The sequence below is a fragment of the Pseudoalteromonas sp. MMG033 genome (genome assembly GCF_057197785.1).
In genome coordinates this window covers 1,107,501-1,125,776 of record NZ_CM170070.1, presented here as the reverse complement: position 1 = coordinate 1,125,776, position 18,276 = coordinate 1,107,501, and the positions used below count along the sequence as shown (strand labels likewise).

The following is an 18,276-nucleotide window of genomic DNA, read 5'->3' as shown; positions in this document are numbered from 1 at the left end:
ATAATGGGCATCCACTTTGCAGGGGCGTAGTTCCAATTGGTAGAACAGCGGTCTCCAAAACCGATGGTTGCGGGTTCGAGTCCTGCCGCCCCTGCCACTCAATACTTTTTAGTCCAAATTTAAAATAATGTGTGTTGCACTCGTCGCTTATTTATAAATTTGGATTTAATGGATTAACCCTGTCTAAGACAGGGTTGTTGTGTCTGTATTTAAGGTAAAACAATTATGAGCACTAATGTTGAAAACCCGTCTAGCTCGATGGACACGGTAAAATGGCTAGTTGCAGTTGTACTACTCACTGGCGCAGTAGTTGGTAACTATATGTACGCGGACATGTCTGCGTTAGTACGCGCAGTTGGTGTTGTAGTTGCTGTGGGTGCCGCTCTAGGTATCGCTGCGACGACTGAAAAAGGTCGTACTTTTATTGCTTTTGCAAAGGAATCTCGTATTGAGGTTCGTAAAGTTGTATGGCCTACGCGTCAAGAAGCAACGCATACTACAATTATCGTGATGGCAGCAACTGTAGTAATGGCACTTATCCTTTGGGGATTAGATGGCTTGCTATTCCGTGCTGTTGGCTTTTTAACTGGATTGGAGATCTGATCCCATGTCGGATGAGAACAAAGAAAAGAAATTACGTTGGTACGTAATTCAGGCGTTTTCTGGTTTTGAAAAGCGCGTTGCTCAAACTATTATTGAGCACATTAAAATTGAAGGCTTAGAAGAAGACTTCGGTGAAGTACTAGTACCTACAGAAGAAGTTGTAGAGATGCGTGCTGGTCAAAAGCGCAAGTCTGAGCGTAAATTCTTCCCAGGTTACGTCCTTGTTCAAATGGTGATGAACGACGCGACTTGGCACTTGGTGAATAGCACACCACGTGTAATGGGCTTTGTTGGCGGTACATCTGATCGTCCTGCACCAATTAGTCAGCGTGAAGCTGATCGTATTCTTAACCGTCTTCAAGAGAACGCTGAAGCACCTAAGCCAGCGACGCTGTTTGAGCCGGGTGAAGTGGTTCGTGTTATTGATGGTCCATTTGCAGACTTCAACGGTGTTGTTGAAGAAGTGGATTATGAAAAGAGCCGCTTAAAAGTATCTGTACTTATCTTCGGTCGTTCAACGCCGGTTGACCTTGAGTTCGGTCAGGTAGAGCAAGATACTTAATTTGCAGTATTTTTGTACTATTGCAAAAAATAATTGAAAAAGGCCGCTGATTAAACTATAATCAGCGGCCTTTTTGTAGGTAGAATACGTCTGCCACGAAAAGAAAGAATTTTTTAATCGGGAAGCCGTTTGAGTACGCGTCCTCGCGCGCACAAGGCTAAGACCCATTTAACGAGGTTATTAACATGGCTAAAAAAGTTGAAGCTTTAATCAAGCTACAAGTTGCTGCTGGTATGGCTAACCCTAGTCCTCCAGTAGGTCCTGCACTAGGTCAACACGGTGTAAACATCATGGAATTCTGTAAAGCGTTCAACGCACGTACAGAGTCTATCGAAAAAGGTGCACCAGTTCCTGTAATCATTTCTGTTTACAACGACCGTTCATTCACTTTTGATATGAAAACTCCACCTGCATCTTACCTTCTTAAGAAGGCTGCAGGTATCAAGTCTGGTTCTGGCCGTCCAAACACTGAGAAAGTTGGTACTGTAACACGTGCACAACTAGAAGAGATTGTTGAGACTAAACGTCCTGACCTTACTGCTGCTGATATGGACGCAGCTGTACGCACGATTGCAGGTTCTGCACGTGCAATGGGCTTGAATGTAGAAGGGTAATTGAGAATGGCTAAATTAACTAAGCGTATGCGCGTAATCCGCGAGAAAGTTGACGTAACTAAAGAGTACGAAATCAACGAAGCTGTTGCTCTTCTTAAAGAACTAGCTACTGCTAAATTCACTGAAAGTGTTGACGTTGCTGTAAACCTTGGCATCGACGCTCGTAAATCAGACCAAAACGTACGTGGTGCAACTGTACTACCACACGGTACTGGTCGTGAAGTACGCGTTGCTGTATTCACTCAAGGTGCTAACGCAGACGCTGCTAAAGAAGCTGGTGCTGATTTAGTAGGTATGGAAGACCTTGCTGAGCAGGTTAAGAAAGGCGAAATGAACTTTGACGTTGTTGTTGCTTCTCCAGATGCAATGCGCGTTGTTGGTCAACTAGGTCAAATCCTAGGTCCACGTGGTCTTATGCCTAACCCTAAAACTGGTACTGTAACGCCTAACGTTGCAGAAGCAGTTAAAAACGCTAAAGCTGGTCAGGTTCGTTACCGTAACGACAAGAACGGTATCATCCACACTACAATCGGTAAGGTTGACTTTGACGCGAACCAGCTTCAAGAAAACCTTGAAGCACTTATCGTTGCTCTTAAGAAGGCGAAGCCTTCTCAAGCGAAAGGTACTTACTTGAAGAAAGTAAGCATCTCAACGACTATGGGCGCGGGTGTTGCTGTAGACCAAGCTACTCTAAACACGCAACTAGCGTAATTTAGATTTTAGCGTTTACATGGCGTAAAAATTAGACTATAATTTTGCGCCATTTCGTTGAGAAGTCACTTCCAACGAAGCAAAGAATTCGGGTTGAAGCGCATAATTTCGAACTGTTGTTTATCAAATTTGGTCTACAATAAAATCGATAAATTGCGTTTCCGTCCAAGACCGTAGGTGTAACCTAGTTACTTAATCTTCCTACGTAGACGGTGTGAATCCCAGCTAGATTTTTCCTAATCTTCTGGTTCTCGCCGTAAAAAGCAGCTCATAGTCATTTGACTGTGAGTAAAGTAGAACTGGGGACTTGTTCCCATATTAACCAGGAGTAACACCCATGGCTTTAAATCTTCAAGACAAAAAAGCAATTGTTGCTGAAGTCAACGAAGCTGCCAAAGGTGCTCTATCTGCAGTAGTTGCAGATTCTCGTGGTGTAACAGTAGATGCTATCACTGCGCTTCGTAAAGAAGCTCGTGAAGCAGGCGTATGGATGAAAGTTGTCCGTAACACGCTTGCAAAACGCGCTGTTGAAGGTACTGATTATGAGTGCCTTAACGAATCGCTAGTAGGCCCAAGCCTAATCGCTTTCTCTTCAGAGCACCCAGGTGCTGCTGCTCGTATCTTTGCTGATTTCGCAAAGAAAAACGAGTTGTTCGAACTGAAAGCGGCTGCATTTGAAGGCAATGTTGTTGACGTAGATATGCTTGCTAAGCTACCTACTTACGACGAAGCTGTTGCACGCTTAATGAGCGCTATGAAAGAAGCGTCAGCTGGTAAATTGGTTAAAACAATTGAAGCTGTACGTGTTCAGAAAGCTGAAGAAGCTGCTTAATCGCACCTTTTACTCTTTCACCAATAAATTTTTTGAACCTCATGGGTTCGTGATTAATTAGGAAACTTAAAATGTCTGTAACTAAAGACCAAATCCTTGACGCGATTGCTGAAATGTCAGTAATGGAAGTTGTTGAACTAGTTGAAGCAATGGAAGAAAAATTCGGCGTAACTGCAGCTGCTGCTGTTGTTGCTGCTGGTCCAGCTGAAGCTGCTGAAGAGAAGACTGAGTTCGACGTAATCCTAGCTGGCGCTGGCGGTAACAAAGTTGCTGCTATCAAAGCTGTACGTGGTGCAACTGGTCTTGGCCTTAAAGAAGCAAAAGCTCTTGTTGAGTCTGCTCCTGCGCCAATCAAAGAAGCTGTTTCTAAAGAAGAAGCTGAAGCACTTAAGAAAGATCTTGAAGAAGCTGGTGCTGAAGTTGAGATCAAGTAATCTAGCATACGCTAGGTTCGCTGCCTGAGAAATCAGGCAAGGGCTGGTGATTTTTTAATCACCGGCCCTTTTGCGCTCTAGAGCGAAAGTATTACTATTGCGCAATAAAAACCTAAATTCTTCAAGTTTTTCAATAATTTAAACCTTTTGGGAAACTGTTGGGTTTAGGTAGACAATTTAGATGTTGTTATCATGGCTTAGATGCCAATGAATGCTGTTCTGCATGAACAGGTTGGGTCAAAGATCAGCAAGCTGAGGAACCCCATGGCTTACTCTTATTCTGAAAAGAAACGTATCCGTAAGGATTTTGGTAAACGTCCACAAGTTTTGGATATACCTTTCCTTTTGCAAACGCAGTTGGAATCGTTTAAAAAATTCATTACGCCGGACGCGGATGGCGATACTGGATTGGAAGCTGCATTCCGTTCTGTATTCCCTATCAAAAGCTACTCGGGCAATTCTGAACTTCAATACGTGAGTTACCGTATCGGAGAACCAGTATTCGATGTAAAAGAATGTCAAATTCGCGGCGTGACTTATTCTGCTCCACTTCGCGTTAAATTACGTCTTGTGTTAATGGACAAAGAAGCTCCAGGCACAGTCAAAGACATTAAAGAGCAAGAAGTTTACATGGGCGAGATCCCGCTCATGACAGACACAGGTACTTTCGTTATTAACGGTACCGAGCGTGTTATCGTTTCTCAGCTACACCGTTCACCTGGTGTATTCTTTGATAACGACCGCGGTAAATCACACTCATCGGGTAAAGTGCTTTATAACGCACGTGTTATCCCTTACCGTGGTTCATGGTTAGACTTTGAATTTGATGTTAAAGATAACCTTTTCGTTCGTATTGACCGTCGTCGTAAGCTACCGGCTTCAATCATTTTACGTGCACTAGAGTACACAACAGAGCAAATTCTTGATCTGTTCTTCGAAACGACAAGCTTCGAAGTAGTAAACGGTAAAGTGATGATGGAACTAGTACCATCTCGCCTACGTGGTGAAACTGCTGCATTCGATATTAAAGATGCAGACGGTGAGGTATTGGTTGAACAGAGCCGTCGTATCACAGCTCGTCACATCAAAAACATCGAGAAAAAAGGCATCACGCAACTTGAAGTACCACATGAGTACATCATTGGTCGCGTAGTTGCTAAAAACTACATCGATGAGTCAACAGGTGAGATCATTGCTGAAGCGAATGCTGAATTATCGCTAGAGCTAATGGCTGAGCTTGTGAAAGCGGGTCACACTAAGATCGATACGCTTTACATCAACGAAGTAGACAGCGGTGCGTACATGTCAGAGACTGTTCGTATTGATTCTTCTTCAAACCGCCTAGAAGCATTGGTAGAAATCTACCGCATGATGCGCCCAGGCGAGCCACCAACGAAAGATGCTGCTGAAGCATTATTCGATAACCTATTCTTCTCTGATGAGCGTTATGATCTATCAACAGTAGGTCGTATGAAGTTCAATAGCCGTGTTGGTTATGATTCAGATACAGGCCCAGGCACACTGAGCAAAGAAGACATCGTTTCTGTTATGAAAGTCCTTATCGACATTCGTAACGGTAAAGGTGAAGTGGATGATATCGACCACTTAGGTAACCGTCGTATTCGTTCTGTTGGTGAAATGGCTGAAAACCAATTCCGTGTTGGTCTAGTACGTGTTGAGCGTGCTGTACGTGAGCGTCTAAGTCTAGGTGATCTAGATAACGTGATGCCACAAGATTTGATCAACGCTAAGCCGATTTCTGCAGCTGTTAAAGAATTCTTTGGTTCTTCTCAGTTGTCACAGTTCATGGACCAAAACAACCCGCTTTCAGAAGTAACGCACAAGCGTCGTATTTCTGCATTAGGTCCGGGTGGTTTGACACGTGAGCGTGCAGGCTTCGAAGTTCGAGACGTACACGTAACGCACTACGGTCGTGTTTGTCCAATCGAAACGCCTGAAGGTCCAAACATCGGTCTAATCAACTCATTGTCAACGTATGCTCGTACAAACGACTATGGTTTCCTAGAGACTCCATACCGTAAAGTTGTTGACGGCATCGTTACTGACGAAGTTGATTACCTATCTGCAATTGAAGAAGGTCAGTTCGTAATCGCACAGGCGAATACAAACTTGACTGAAGAAAATCAGTTCGCAGAAGAGCTAATTCCATGTCGTCATAAAGGTGAATCAACCTTTATGCCTAGCGACAGCATCCAGTATATGGATGTATCTCCACAGCAGGTTATCTCTGTGGCAGCGGCACTTATCCCATTCCTTGAACACGATGATGCAAACCGTGCATTGATGGGATCGAACATGCAACGTCAAGCAGTACCAACACTACGCGCTGATAAGCCGTTAGTAGGTACAGGTATCGAGCGTACACTTGCAAAAGATTCAGGTGTAACAATCGTTGCTAAGCGTGGCGGTGTAGTTAAGTACGCTGATGCGAGCCGTATCGTTGTTAACGTTAATGAAGATGAGCGCGTTCCAGGTGAAGCGGGTATCGACATTTACAACTTAACAAAGTACACGCGCTCGAACCAAAACACATGTATCAACCAAAAACCAACTTGTATGGTTGGTGAGCCAGTAGTACGTGGTGACGTACTTGCTGATGGTCCTTCAACGGACTTAGGTGACTTGGCACTTGGTCAGAACTTACGTGTTGCGTTCATGCCTTGGAATGGTTACAACTTCGAGGATTCAATCCTACTTTCTGAGCGAGTTGTGCAAGAAGATCGTCTAACCACGATCCACATCCAAGAGCTACAGTGTATTGCTCGTGATACGAAGCTTGGTCCAGAAGAGATCACAGCTGATATTCCTAACGTAGGTGAGTCTGCACTTGGCAAACTAGATGAGTCTGGTGTTGTTTACATCGGTGCTGAAGTGAAAGGCGGCGATATCCTAGTAGGTAAAGTAACACCGAAAGGCGAAACGCAGCTTACACCTGAAGAAAAGCTTCTACGTGCAATCTTCGGTGAAAAAGCGTCTGACGTCAAAGATAGTTCTTTACGTGTACCTAACTCTGTATCTGGTACTGTTATCGACGTTCAAGTATTCACACGTGATGGTGTTGAAAAAGACAAGCGTGCACTAGAAGTTGAAGAAATGCAGCTTCGTGAAGCGAAGAAAGACTTCAACGAAGAGTTCAAGATCCTTGAAGGCGGTATTTTAAACCGTGCGCGTAAGTTACTTGTTGAATCTGGTCAAAATGAAGATGCAATTGCACTTCTAGGTGCTGAAAAGCTATTGACTCAGAGCCTTGCTGATGAAGCACAACAAGCAGAACTTGAGCAACTTGCTGCACAGTACGATGAGCTTAAAGCTGAATACGACAAGAAGTTTGAGAACAAGCGTCGCAAGATCACACAAGGTGATGACCTAGCGCCGGGCGTACTTAAGATTGTTAAAGTTTACCTAGCTGTTAAACGTCGTATCCAACCAGGTGATAAGATGGCTGGTCGTCACGGTAACAAAGGTGTTATCTCGACAATCGTACCAGTAGAAGATATGCCTTACGATGAAAGAGGTCGTACGGTAGACATCGTTCTTAACCCACTAGGTGTACCATCTCGTATGAACATCGGTCAGATCCTTGAAACGCATATGGGTCTGGCAGCACGTGGTATCGGTGAGCGCATCGAAGACATGATGAAAGAACAAGCGGAGCTTTATGAGCTACGTGATTTCATCAAGAAAGCGTATGAGCTTGGTGACTGCCGTCAAGAAGTAGACATTGCTAGCTTCTCTGATGACGAAGTTCGTCGTCTAGCTAACAACCTTAAAGGTGGTCTACCAATCGCGACGCCAGCATTCGATGGTGCTAAAGAAAGCGAAATCAAAGAGTTACTAGAGCTGGGTGGTTACCCATCAAGTGGTCAGGTTACGCTTTATGATGGTCGTACTGGTGATGCGTTTGAGCGTCAAGTAACTGTTGGTTACATGTACATGCTGAAACTAAACCACTTAGTAGACGACAAGATGCACGCGCGTTCAACGGGTTCTTACAGCCTAGTTACTCAGCAGCCGCTGGGTGGTAAAGCACAGTTCGGTGGACAGCGTTTCGGTGAGATGGAGGTATGGGCATTAGAAGCATACGGTGCTGCCTATACACTACAGGAAATGTTGACAGTTAAGTCGGATGACGTAAACGGTCGTACTAAGATGTATAAGAACATCGTAGACGGTAACCACAAGATGGAACCGGGTATGCCTGAGTCATTCAACGTATTGTTGAAAGAAATCCGCTCGCTAGGTATCAACATCGAGTTGGAAGAAAGTTAATCCGACCGGCAGCTCTACTGAGCTGCCAATCCGGACTGTAACTGTAAAGAATGAAGGGGTGAGCAATGCTTGCCCTCAAGATTAACTCCGACAGGAGAGCTAAGGTGAAAGACTTACTTAAGTTTCTGAAGCAACAAAATAAGACCGAAGAATTCGATGCAATTCGCATTGGTCTTTCTTCGCCAGACATGGTTCGCTCATGGTCATACGGTGAAGTAAAGAAACCTGAGACAATCAACTACCGTACTTTCAAGCCTGAGCGTGACGGCTTATTCTGTGCCCGTATCTTCGGCCCAGTAAAAGATTACGAATGTTTGTGTGGTAAATACAAGCGATTAAAACACCGTGGTGTTATCTGTGAGAAGTGTGGCGTTGAAGTTACACTAACTAAAGTGCGTCGTGACCGTATGGGTCACATTGAGCTTGCAAGCCCAGTTGCGCACATTTGGTTCCTTAAATCACTACCGTCTCGTATCGGCTTAATGCTTGATATGACACTTCGTGACATCGAACGTGTACTTTACTTCGAATCTTTCGTAGTAACAGAGCCTGGTATGACAACGCTTGAGCGTGGTCAGCTATTAGGTGAAGAAGAGTACCTAGATGCACTAGAAGAGCACGGTGATGAGTTCGAAGCTAAGATGGGTGCAGAAGCTGTACTTGATCTACTTCGCGAACTAGACCTTGGTCAACTAATCGCAGAAATGCGTGAAGAGTTACCTACAATTAACTCTGAGACTAAGCGCAAGAAAATTACTAAGCGTCTTAAGCTTATGGAATCTTTCCACCAATCAGGTAACAACCCTGAGTGGATGATCATGAGCGTGCTACCAGTACTTCCACCAGATCTACGTCCACTAGTACCACTAGATGGCGGTCGTTTTGCGACTTCAGATCTGAACGACTTATACCGTCGTGTTATCAACCGTAACAACCGTCTGAAGCGTCTATTAGACTTGGCTGCACCAGACATTATCGTACGTAACGAAAAGCGTATGTTACAAGAAGCGGTAGATGCATTATTAGATAACGGTCGTCGTGGTCGTGCGATCACGGGTTCTAACAAGCGTCCACTTAAGTCGCTTGCAGACATGATCAAAGGTAAGCAAGGTCGTTTCCGTCAAAACCTTCTTGGTAAGCGTGTTGATTACTCAGGCCGTTCTGTAATCACAGTTGGTCCAACGCTTAAACTTCACCAGTGTGGTCTTCCGAAGAAGATGGCACTAGAGCTATTTAAGCCATTCATCTACGGTAAGCTAGAGCGCCGTGGTATGGCGACTACCATCAAAGCTGCGAAGAAGATGGTAGAGCGTGAAGTACCAGAGGTTTGGGACGTACTTGATGAAGTGATCCGTGAACACCCAGTTCTATTGAACCGTGCTCCTACACTTCACAGACTTGGTATCCAAGCATTTGAACCGGTACTAATCGAAGGTAAAGCAATCCACCTACACCCATTGGTGTGTGCGGCGTATAACGCTGACTTCGATGGTGACCAAATGGCGGTACACGTACCGTTGACATTAGAAGCACAGCTTGAAGCACGTGCACTAATGATGTCTACAAACAACATCCTTTCACCTGCAAGTGGTGAGCCTATCATCGTTCCTTCACAGGACGTTGTACTAGGTCTTTACTACATGACGCGTGATCGCATCAATGCGAAAGGCGAAGGTATTGCGTTTAAAGACCCGAAAGAAGCTGAAAAAGCATACCGTACAGGTAGCGCAGAGCTTCACGCACGCGTTAAAGTTCGTCTAACAGAGACTATTGTTGACGAAGAGACTGGCGAGCGTTCGGAAAAAACTCACGTTGTTGATACAACAGTAGGTCGTGCGATCCTTTCATTGATCATGCCAAAAGGTCTACCGTTTGAGCTTATCAACAGAGCACTTGGTAAGAAGCAGATCTCTGGTCTTCTTAATGAGTGTTACCGTCGCCTAGGTCTGAAAGACACTGTTGTGTTTGCCGACCAAGTGATGTACACAGGTTTCCACTATGCGATGAAGTCAGGTGTATCTATCGGTATTAACGATATGGTTATTCCACCTACTAAGACTGAAATCATCGAGCGCGCTGAAGCTGAAGTTGCTGAAATCAACCAACAGTTCCAGTCTGGTCTTGTAACAGCAGGTGAGAAATACAACAAAGTTATCGATATCTGGTCACGTGTTAACGAAAACCTTTCACGTGAAATGATGGCGAACTTATCGAAAGACACTGTAGTGAATGCACAGGGTGAAGAAGAGCAACAAGACTCTTTCAACTCAGTATTCATGATGGCCGACTCGGGCGCACGTGGTAGTGCAGCTCAGATACGTCAGCTAGCGGGTATGCGTGGTCTAATGGCACGTCCAGATGGTTCAATCATCGAGACGCCAATCACAGCTAACTTCCGTGAAGGTCTAAACGTACTTCAGTACTTCATCTCGACGCACGGTGCACGTAAAGGTCTTGCCGATACCGCACTTAAGACAGCGAACTCGGGTTACCTAACTCGTCGTCTAGTAGACGTTGCACAAGATTTGGTTATCAACGAATCAGATTGTGGTACGTTAGAAGGTCTAGTAATGAAGCCGCTAATCGAAGGTGGTGACGTTGTAGAACCACTTCGCGAGCGTGTTCTAGGTCGTGTTGTTGCTGAAGACGTATGTAAGCCAGGTACTGACATCGTACTTGTTGAGCGTAACGTAATGCTTGACGAAAAACTGTGTGACCTTTTAGAAGAGCACTCAGTAGATGAAGTTAAAGTACGCTCTGTAATCACTTGTGAAAATGATTTTGGTGTTTGTGCATTCTGTTACGGTCGTGACCTTGCACGTGGCCACATCATCAATCCAGGTGAGGCAGTCGGTGTAATCGCTGCTCAGTCAATCGGTGAGCCAGGTACACAGCTTACGATGCGTACGTTCCACATCGGTGGTGCGGCATCAAGAGCATCTGCTGAAAACAGCGTACAAGTTAAAAACAACGGTAGCATGAAGTTACACAATGCAAAATATGTATTGAATACTGATGGCAAGATCGTTGTAACTTCACGTTCGACTGAAATCACGGTTATCGATGAGCAAGGTCGTGAGAAAGAGCGTTATAAAGTACCTTACGGTGCGGTTCTTTCTGTACAAGACGGTGCTGAAGTTAAAGGTAATGATATTGTTGCTACGTGGGACCCGCATAGTCACCCAATCGTTATCGAGCATCAGTCAAAAGTATCGTTCAGCGATATCGATGACTCAAACACAGAAGCACAGACTGATGAGCTTACTGGTCTAACGCGTGTTGTTGTTAAAGACTTAGCTAAGGTGAATGCAAAAGAGCCTAAGTTAATCATTGAAAACGAAGAGCGTGGCCTACAAGAAATTCGTCTACCTTCATTCACCACGATTGAAATCACAGACGGGGCAACTGTTCAGCCGGGTGACGTATTAGCACGTATCCCGCAAGAAGGTTCGAAGACTCGTGATATCACCGGTGGTCTACCTCGAGTTGCTGACTTATTCGAAGCACGTAAGCCAAAAGATCCTGCAATCCTTGCAGAGATCACAGGTACTGTGAGCTTCGGTAAAGAGACGAAAGGTAAGAAGCGTCTAGTGATCACGCCTGAGCAAGGTGATGCTTACGAAGAGATGATCCCGAAATGGCGTCAGCTTAACGTGTTCGAAGGTGAACAGGTTGCTAAAGGTGAAGTTATTGCCGATGGTCCTGAGTCTCCACATGACATCCTACGTCTACGTGGCGTGACTGATGTATCAAACTACATCACGAACGAAGTTCAGGAAGTATACCGTCTACAGGGTGTAAAGATTAACGATAAGCACATTGAGACGATCGTTCGTCAGATGCTGCGTAAGTGTATCATCATCGACGGTGGTGACACTGAGTTCCTAGCAGGCGAGCAAGCTGAAGTTGCACGTGTTAACATTGCTAACCGTGAACTTGAGAAGCAAGGTAAGATCCCAGCGAAGTTTGAAATTCAGCTGATGGGTATTACTAAAGCGTCACTAGCGACTGAGTCATTCATCTCAGCAGCATCGTTCCAGGAAACAACACGTGTCCTAACTGAAGCAGCTGTAAATGGTAAGAGCGACGAGCTACGTGGTCTGAAAGAAAACGTAATCGTTGGTCGTTTGATCCCAGCAGGTACTGGTTTTGCGTATCACCAAGAGCGTATCAACCGTCGTAAAGAAAGCGAACTACCAGCTGAAGAGCAAACAGTAAGTGCAGAAGAAGCGTCACAAGCGCTAACAGATGCACTTAATGCTGACCTACTAGGTGGCAATAAGTAAGCTCTAAAGACGACATAGTCGATATTTAAAAGGCCGCCCAATAGGGCGGCCTTTTTGATCTTGCGCACAAATAAACTTGAAGCAAAGAATATAGGTGTCATCTTGATGTCTCATAAAACTGTCAATATCTAGCGTTTTGCACTGTTTCTGATTGAGGGATAGCTAACGGATAATGGTCTGACACGGTTGAATCGTGGTTGTGCTATTTCATGTTATCGGTTTTTTGAGATTAGGCACATTGTCAGTGAGTGGGTGTAAAAAACCACAAAATCGACGAAAAGTAGCGCTGTAAAATGGATTTTTATTGACAGGTTAATCTTTGCTCATTAAAATTCGGCCACCCATTTATTCGTTCCATTAAAATGGAAGGAAAATTTGGGTCGATTTTATTTTTTCAGTAGTAATTTTAACTAATCAGGAGCTATTTAATGGCAACTATTAACCAGCTAGTACGTAAGCCACGTCGCAGCAAGGTTACAAAGAGCAACTCTGCTGCTCTTAAAGCTTGTCCTCAAAAGCGTGGTGTATGTACTCGTGTATATACAACTACACCAAAGAAACCAAACTCTGCATTACGTAAAGTAGCGCGTGTTCGTCTTACGAACGGTTTCGAAGTAACTTCTTACATTGGCGGTGAAGGCCACAACCTTCAAGAGCACAGTGTAATCCTTATCCGTGGTGGTCGTGTTAAAGACTTACCAGGTGTGCGTTTCCACACTGTACGTGGTGCGCTTGACTGTGCGGGTGTTAACGATCGTAAACAAGGTCGTTCTAAGTACGGTGCAAAACGTCCTAAGGGCTAATGGTTCTCCGTTAGTAAGGCCAAGCACTTAAGTTTTAATATTGAATAATTTGTTTTGGGTATTCGTTGAAAAAAACGAACCTGAAGATATCGGAGAGATAAAATGCCTAGAAGACGCGTAATAGGTCAACGTAAAATTCTTCCAGATCCGAAGTTCGGATCAGAACTTCTTGCTAAATTCGTTAACGTAGTAATGTTAGACGGCAAGAAATCTACTGCTGAAAAAATCGTATACGGTGCGCTAGACGTGGCTGCTGAAAAATCAGGCAAGTCGCACCTAGAAATCTTTGAAGCTGCACTTGAAAATGTACGCCCTGCGGTTGAGGTTAAGTCTCGTCGTGTTGGTGGTTCTACATACCAAGTACCAGTTGAAGTACGTCCAGTTCGTCGCAACGCATTAGGTATGCGTTGGTTAGTAGACTCTGCACGTAAGCGTGGCGAGAAATCAATGGGTCTTCGTCTTGCACAAGAGATCCTTGACGCTGCGGAAAACAAAGGCACTGCGGTTAAGAAACGTGAAGACGTTCACCGTATGGCTGAAGCGAACAAAGCATTCGCTCACTACCGTTGGTAATCTGCCCAAGACCTTTAAGAGGATATTATGGCACGTACTACTCCAATTGAGCGCTACCGTAACATCGGTATCTGTGCTCACGTAGATGCAGGTAAAACCACCACGACAGAACGTGTACTTTATTACACGGGCTTATCTCACAAAATTGGTGAGGTACATGATGGTGCTGCAACTATGGACTGGATGGAGCAGGAGCAGGAGCGTGGTATTACCATCACTTCTGCTGCGACAACGTGTTTCTGGAAAGGTATGGATGCTCAGTTCCCTGAGCATCGCATCAATATCATTGATACTCCAGGACACGTAGACTTTACTATCGAAGTAGAACGCTCTTTGCGTGTACTTGATGGTGCAGTTGTTGTTCTTTGTGCTTCATCAGGCGTACAACCACAAACAGAAACTGTTTGGCGTCAAGCCAATAAATACGAAGTTCCTCGTATGATCTTCGTTAACAAGATGGACCGTACTGGTGCAGATTTCTTGGCAGTTGTGGATCAGGTGAAAGACCGCCTTGGTGCGACACCTGTGCCTATTCAGTTACCAATTGGTGCTGAAGACGAATTTAAAGGTGTTATTGATCTCATCAAAATGAAAGCCATTAACTGGAACGAAAGTGACCAGGGCATGACTTTCACTTATGAAGAGATCCCGGCAGAACTTCAGGATCTAGCTGAAGAGTGGCACTCTCACTTAGTTGAAAGTGCAGCTGAAGCGACTGAAGAACTAATGGACAAATATTTAGAAGAAGGTGAGTTGAGCGAAGAAGAGATTAAATCTGCGATTCGTCAACTAACATTGAGCAACGAAATTGTGCCAATGTCATGTGGTAGTGCATTCAAAAACAAAGGTGTTCAAGCTGTGCTTGATGCTGTGATTGAATTCATGCCTTCACCAACAGAGGTTAAAGAGATTCAGGGTATCCTTGAGGACGACTCTGAAGCTACTCGTCCAGCAAGTGACGACGCGCCGTTTGCGGCGTTGGCGTTCAAGATTGCGACAGACCCGTTTGTTGGTACATTGACTTTCTTCCGAGTTTATTCTGGTACAGTTGGTCAAGGTGACTCTGTCTATAACCCTGTTAAGGGCAAGAAAGAGCGTTTTGGTCGTATTGTTCAGATGCACTCAAATTCGCGCGAAGAAATTAAAGAAGTTCGCGCCGGTGATATTGCTGCTGCGATTGGACTTAAAGACGTTACCACTGGTGACACGCTTTGTTCTCAAGATTCAGTGATCACACTAGAGCGTATGGAATTTCCAGAGCCAGTGATCTCAGTAGCGGTAGAGCCGAAAACAGTCGCTGATCAGGAAAAAATGGGCATTGCGCTAGGTAAACTAGCAGCAGAAGACCCGTCTTTCCGTGTTGAAACTGACGAAGAGTCAGGTCAAACGATCATCTCTGGTATGGGTGAACTTCACCTAGATATCATTGTTGACCGTATGAAACGTGAATTCAACGTTGTATGTAACGTTGGTAAGCCGCAAGTGGCATACAGAGAAACCATCCGTGGTTCTGTAGAAGCTGAAGGTAAGTTCGTACGTCAATCTGGTGGTCGTGGTCAATATGGTCACGTATGGCTGAAATTGGAACCAATGGACTTTTCTGATGAAGACGCACCAACTTACGAATTCGTTAATGAAATCGTAGGCGGTACGGTTCCTAAGGAATATATCCCAGCGGTTGATAAAGGTATTCAAGAGCAAATGAAACAAGGTGTGCTTGCGGGCTATCCTCTGTTAGGTGTGAAAGCGACGTTATTTGACGGTTCTTTCCACGACGTTGACTCAAATGAAATGGCCTTTAAGATCGCCGGTTCAATTGGCTTCAGAAATGGTGCTTTAGAAGCGCAACCAGTGCTTTTAGAACCTGTTATGAAAGTTGAAGTCACTACCCCTGAAGAAAACATGGGTGACGTAGTAGGCGACTTAAATCGTCGTCGCGGCATGATCGAAGGCATGGAAGACGCTTTTGGTGGTCTTAAGCTTGTCAATGCACAAGTACCACTGTCTGAAATGTTCGGTTATGCAACTGATTTACGTTCTGCAACGCAAGGTCGTGCTTCGTACTCAATGGAATTTTCCAAGTACGCAGAAGCGGCGAAAAACGTTGCCGACGCAATAATTGCAGCTCGCGCTGTTAAGTAATTTTAGTTCGGTCCGGTCTTAGGGCTGGACTTTAATTTCTTTATAGGAAATTTTAAAATGGCAAAAGAAAAGTTTGAACGCGTAAAACCGCACGTTAACGTTGGTACAATCGGCCACGTTGACCACGGTAAAACAACTCTAACAGCAGCAATCACTAACGTACTTGCAAAAGTATACGGTGGTGAAGCACGTGACTTCGCTCAAATCGATAACGCTCCAGAAGAGCGTGAGCGTGGTATCACAATCGCAACTTCACACGTAGAGTACGATACTCCAACTCGTCACTACGCACACGTTGACTGTCCTGGACACGCTGACTATGTTAAAAACATGATCACTGGTGCTGCTCAGATGGACGGCGCGATCCTAGTAGTTGCTGCAACTGATGGTCCTATGCCTCAGACTCGTGAGCACATCCTACTTTCACGTCAGGTTGGTGTACCTTACATCATCGTATTCATGAACAAATGTGACATGGTTGATGACGAAGAGCTAATCGAACTAGTAGAGATGGAAGTTCGTGAACTTCTTTCTGAGTACGATTTCCCAGGTGATGACCTACCACTAATCCAAGGTTCAGCGCTTAAAGCACTAGAAGGTGAGAAAGAGTGGGAAGACAAGATCGTTGAGCTTGCAGAAGCACTAGATTCTTACATCCCAGAGCCAGAGCGTGACATCGATAAGCCATTCATCATGCCTATCGAAGACGTATTCTCAATCCAGGGTCGTGGTACAGTTGTAACTGGCCGTGTTGAAGCTGGTATCATCAACGTGAACGACGAAGTTGAAATCGTAGGTGTTAAAGAAACTACGAAGACAACTTGTACGGGTGTTGAAATGTTCCGTAAGCTTCTAGACGAAGGTCGTGCTGGTGAGAACATCGGTGCACTTCTACGTGGTACTAAGCGTGACGAAGTTGAGCGTGGTCAAGTACTATCAGCTCCTGGTTCAATCCAGCCGCACACTAAGTTCACTTCAGAAGTATACGTACTTTCTAAAGATGAAGGTGGTCGTCACACTCCTTTCTTCAAAGGTTACCGTCCACAGTTCTACTTCCGTACAACTGACGTAACTGGTGACATCCAGCTACCAGACGGCGTAGAAATGGTAATGCCTGGTGACAACATCAAGATGACTGTAGAGCTAATCTGCCCAATCGCGATGGACGAAGGTCTACGTTTCGCTATCCGTGAAGGTGGCCGTACAGTTGGTGCTGGTGTTGTAGCATCAATCATCGAGTAATAGTTACACGTTAACTAATTCGATATACGAATAGTAAAAAGCCGCTCAATGAGCGGCTTTTTTTATGTTTTTTTTTCTGTCTGAGCTGTGGTTAAAACGGCTTATTTCACCTTGCGTAAAAAGAGCGTGTTCACTTCGTTCACTGTCGCTAGCCTTTTACACTCCTCTTGCGCGAAAAGAGTGTCAGCGCTTCGCGCTGTGTCACAAACCTTTCGCACGATATTCACCTTGCGTAAAAAGAGCGAATTCACTTCGTTCACTGTCGCTAACCTTTTACACTCCTCTTGCGCAAATAGAACGGTCTCGCTTCGCTCGTTGTCGTTACATTTTGCACTACGTCACCCTGAACTCGTTTCAGGATCCATATTTTGCTTGTTTTATCTCAGTTGCTGCGTTTCTGGAGGTGCACTGGTTATCTTCGGTTAACGGCTCACTTCACCTTGCGCGAAAGAGTGTCAGCGCTTCGCGATTTGCCATAAACCTTTCGCACGATATTCACCTTATGCAAAGTAAACGTGCTCGCTTTGTTACTTTTCGTTAGTACCTTGTACTAGGTAGCTTGGGTAAAAGTAGGGCCATTCAACAAACATATAAAGATCATAAACTATATAGCAAGTAAATCATCTTTAATTAGAGGATTAATTGATGATCTAATTGATCTCAGATGAATGCCTTGCATGATCTTTTTTAATTTTTGTATGTTAAATATACAAAAAAAGGTGGTTTGGTCTGTTTTTTGTTCGAAAGGCGTGTTTTTATAAGTTTTTTATAAAAAACACTTGATCCAAATTCAGATCTCCCTATAATGCGCACCCACTGACACGGCGGGATGCGAGAGAAAACGCAAACCAAAGTGAAGGATAAAGCCAAACTGAAAGCTTAATTGAAAATAAATTAAATTTTCTAGTTGACTTTAAAAGTGAAGCGGTTAATATGGCGCTCCACTTCGCAGCAACGCTGCGGTAACTAACCAAGGGTTAGTTAAACTGTTCTTTAAAAATATGAAGCAATCATCTGTGTGGGCACTCGTACAGATTGAGTTCTAACAGCTCTTGATTCAGGAGCAAAAGAATTAGAGTCTCAATTTCTTATGAGTGACTATATAGTCAATTTATACAGAATTCATTGAGCACGAATCTTCGGATTCAAAAAAACTTTTAATTGAAGAGTTTGATCATGGCTCA

Annotated in this window: 12 protein-coding genes, 1 tRNA gene and 1 rRNA gene (1 of these 14 cut by a window edge); all 14 read left to right on the top strand. The window is 44.4% G+C overall.

The features are described 5' to 3' along the window. Positions 1 to 20: 20 nt before the first annotated feature. A tRNA-Trp gene (locus tag AC2CZC_RS05105) sits at positions 21 to 97 on the top strand. Positions 98 to 225: 128 nt separating this feature from the next. Further along, a complete protein-coding gene (secE, locus tag AC2CZC_RS05100) occupies positions 226 to 603 on the top strand; it encodes a preprotein translocase subunit SecE (protein WP_023400589.1) in 378 nt (125 codons plus the stop codon). A 4-nt stretch (positions 604 to 607) separates the two neighbouring features. Further along, positions 608 to 1,165, top strand: coding sequence for a transcription termination/antitermination protein NusG (nusG, locus tag AC2CZC_RS05095; RefSeq protein WP_023400588.1), 558 nt, complete (start codon positions 608 to 610; stop codon positions 1,163 to 1,165). Between the two features lie 185 nt (positions 1,166 to 1,350). Beyond that, the gene (rplK, locus tag AC2CZC_RS05090; RefSeq protein ID WP_010387320.1) at positions 1,351 to 1,779 is read left to right on the top strand and encodes a 50S ribosomal protein L11; all 429 of its coding nucleotides are present in this window, start codon (positions 1,351 to 1,353) and stop codon (positions 1,777 to 1,779) included. 6 nt (positions 1,780 to 1,785) lie between these two features. Then, positions 1,786 to 2,490: a 50S ribosomal protein L1 gene (gene rplA / locus AC2CZC_RS05085; RefSeq protein WP_023400587.1), complete on the top strand. Its 705-nt coding sequence runs from the start codon at positions 1,786 to 1,788 to the stop codon at positions 2,488 to 2,490. A gap of 337 nt (positions 2,491 to 2,827) precedes the next feature. Further along, positions 2,828 to 3,322 (top strand): 50S ribosomal protein L10, encoded by a 495-nt coding sequence (rplJ, locus tag AC2CZC_RS05080; RefSeq protein WP_023400586.1) that lies wholly within the window; start codon positions 2,828 to 2,830, stop codon positions 3,320 to 3,322. A 71-nt stretch (positions 3,323 to 3,393) separates the two neighbouring features. Further along, positions 3,394 to 3,756 (top strand): 50S ribosomal protein L7/L12, encoded by a 363-nt coding sequence (gene rplL / locus AC2CZC_RS05075; RefSeq protein ID WP_023400585.1) that lies wholly within the window; start codon positions 3,394 to 3,396, stop codon positions 3,754 to 3,756. Between the two features lie 264 nt (positions 3,757 to 4,020). Further along, on the top strand, positions 4,021 to 8,046 hold the full coding sequence (gene rpoB / locus AC2CZC_RS05070) for a DNA-directed RNA polymerase subunit beta (RefSeq protein WP_039611460.1): 4,026 nt from the start codon (positions 4,021 to 4,023) through the stop codon (positions 8,044 to 8,046). A 104-nt stretch (positions 8,047 to 8,150) separates the two neighbouring features. Beyond that, positions 8,151 to 12,332: a DNA-directed RNA polymerase subunit beta' gene (rpoC, locus tag AC2CZC_RS05065; RefSeq protein WP_284022923.1), complete on the top strand. Its 4,182-nt coding sequence runs from the start codon at positions 8,151 to 8,153 to the stop codon at positions 12,330 to 12,332. 428 nt (positions 12,333 to 12,760) lie between these two features. Continuing rightward, complete coding sequence (gene rpsL / locus AC2CZC_RS05060) at positions 12,761 to 13,135, top strand: 30S ribosomal protein S12 (protein ID WP_010387308.1); 375 nt, start codon at positions 12,761 to 12,763, stop codon at positions 13,133 to 13,135. Positions 13,136 to 13,237: 102 nt separating this feature from the next. Beyond that, the gene (rpsG, locus tag AC2CZC_RS05055) at positions 13,238 to 13,708 is read left to right on the top strand and encodes a 30S ribosomal protein S7 (RefSeq protein WP_063361551.1); all 471 of its coding nucleotides are present in this window, start codon (positions 13,238 to 13,240) and stop codon (positions 13,706 to 13,708) included. A gap of 27 nt (positions 13,709 to 13,735) precedes the next feature. Continuing rightward, positions 13,736 to 15,850 carry an elongation factor G gene (fusA, locus tag AC2CZC_RS05050; RefSeq protein WP_046354626.1) on the top strand — a complete coding sequence of 705 codons (2,115 nt, stop codon included), beginning with the start codon at positions 13,736 to 13,738 and terminating at the stop codon, positions 15,848 to 15,850. Positions 15,851 to 15,907: 57 nt separating this feature from the next. After that, positions 15,908 to 17,092, top strand: coding sequence for an elongation factor Tu (gene tuf / locus AC2CZC_RS05045; RefSeq protein WP_069949079.1), 1,185 nt, complete (start codon positions 15,908 to 15,910; stop codon positions 17,090 to 17,092). Positions 17,093 to 18,250: 1,158 nt separating this feature from the next. Then, positions 18,251 to 18,276: ribosomal RNA gene (locus tag AC2CZC_RS05040) — 16S ribosomal RNA — on the top strand (it continues 1,507 nt past the right edge of the window).

What these genes read in the sequence shown, in the direction of transcription:
- secE (WP_023400589.1), top strand. Translation starts at nt 226, where the DNA reads ATGAGCACTAATGTTGAAAACCCGTCTAGCTCGATGGACACGGTAAAA.
- nusG (WP_023400588.1), top strand. Translation starts at nt 608, where the DNA reads ATGTCGGATGAGAACAAAGAAAAGAAATTACGTTGGTACGTAATTCAG.
- rplK (WP_010387320.1), top strand. Translation starts at nt 1,351, where the DNA reads ATGGCTAAAAAAGTTGAAGCTTTAATCAAGCTACAAGTTGCTGCTGGT.
- rplA (WP_023400587.1), top strand. Translation starts at nt 1,786, where the DNA reads ATGGCTAAATTAACTAAGCGTATGCGCGTAATCCGCGAGAAAGTTGAC.
- rplJ (WP_023400586.1), top strand. Translation starts at nt 2,828, where the DNA reads ATGGCTTTAAATCTTCAAGACAAAAAAGCAATTGTTGCTGAAGTCAAC.
- rplL (WP_023400585.1), top strand. Translation starts at nt 3,394, where the DNA reads ATGTCTGTAACTAAAGACCAAATCCTTGACGCGATTGCTGAAATGTCA.
- rpoB (WP_039611460.1), top strand. Translation starts at nt 4,021, where the DNA reads ATGGCTTACTCTTATTCTGAAAAGAAACGTATCCGTAAGGATTTTGGT.
- rpsL (WP_010387308.1), top strand. Translation starts at nt 12,761, where the DNA reads ATGGCAACTATTAACCAGCTAGTACGTAAGCCACGTCGCAGCAAGGTT.
- rpsG (WP_063361551.1), top strand. Translation starts at nt 13,238, where the DNA reads ATGCCTAGAAGACGCGTAATAGGTCAACGTAAAATTCTTCCAGATCCG.
- fusA (WP_046354626.1), top strand. Translation starts at nt 13,736, where the DNA reads ATGGCACGTACTACTCCAATTGAGCGCTACCGTAACATCGGTATCTGT.
- tuf (WP_069949079.1), top strand. Translation starts at nt 15,908, where the DNA reads ATGGCAAAAGAAAAGTTTGAACGCGTAAAACCGCACGTTAACGTTGGT.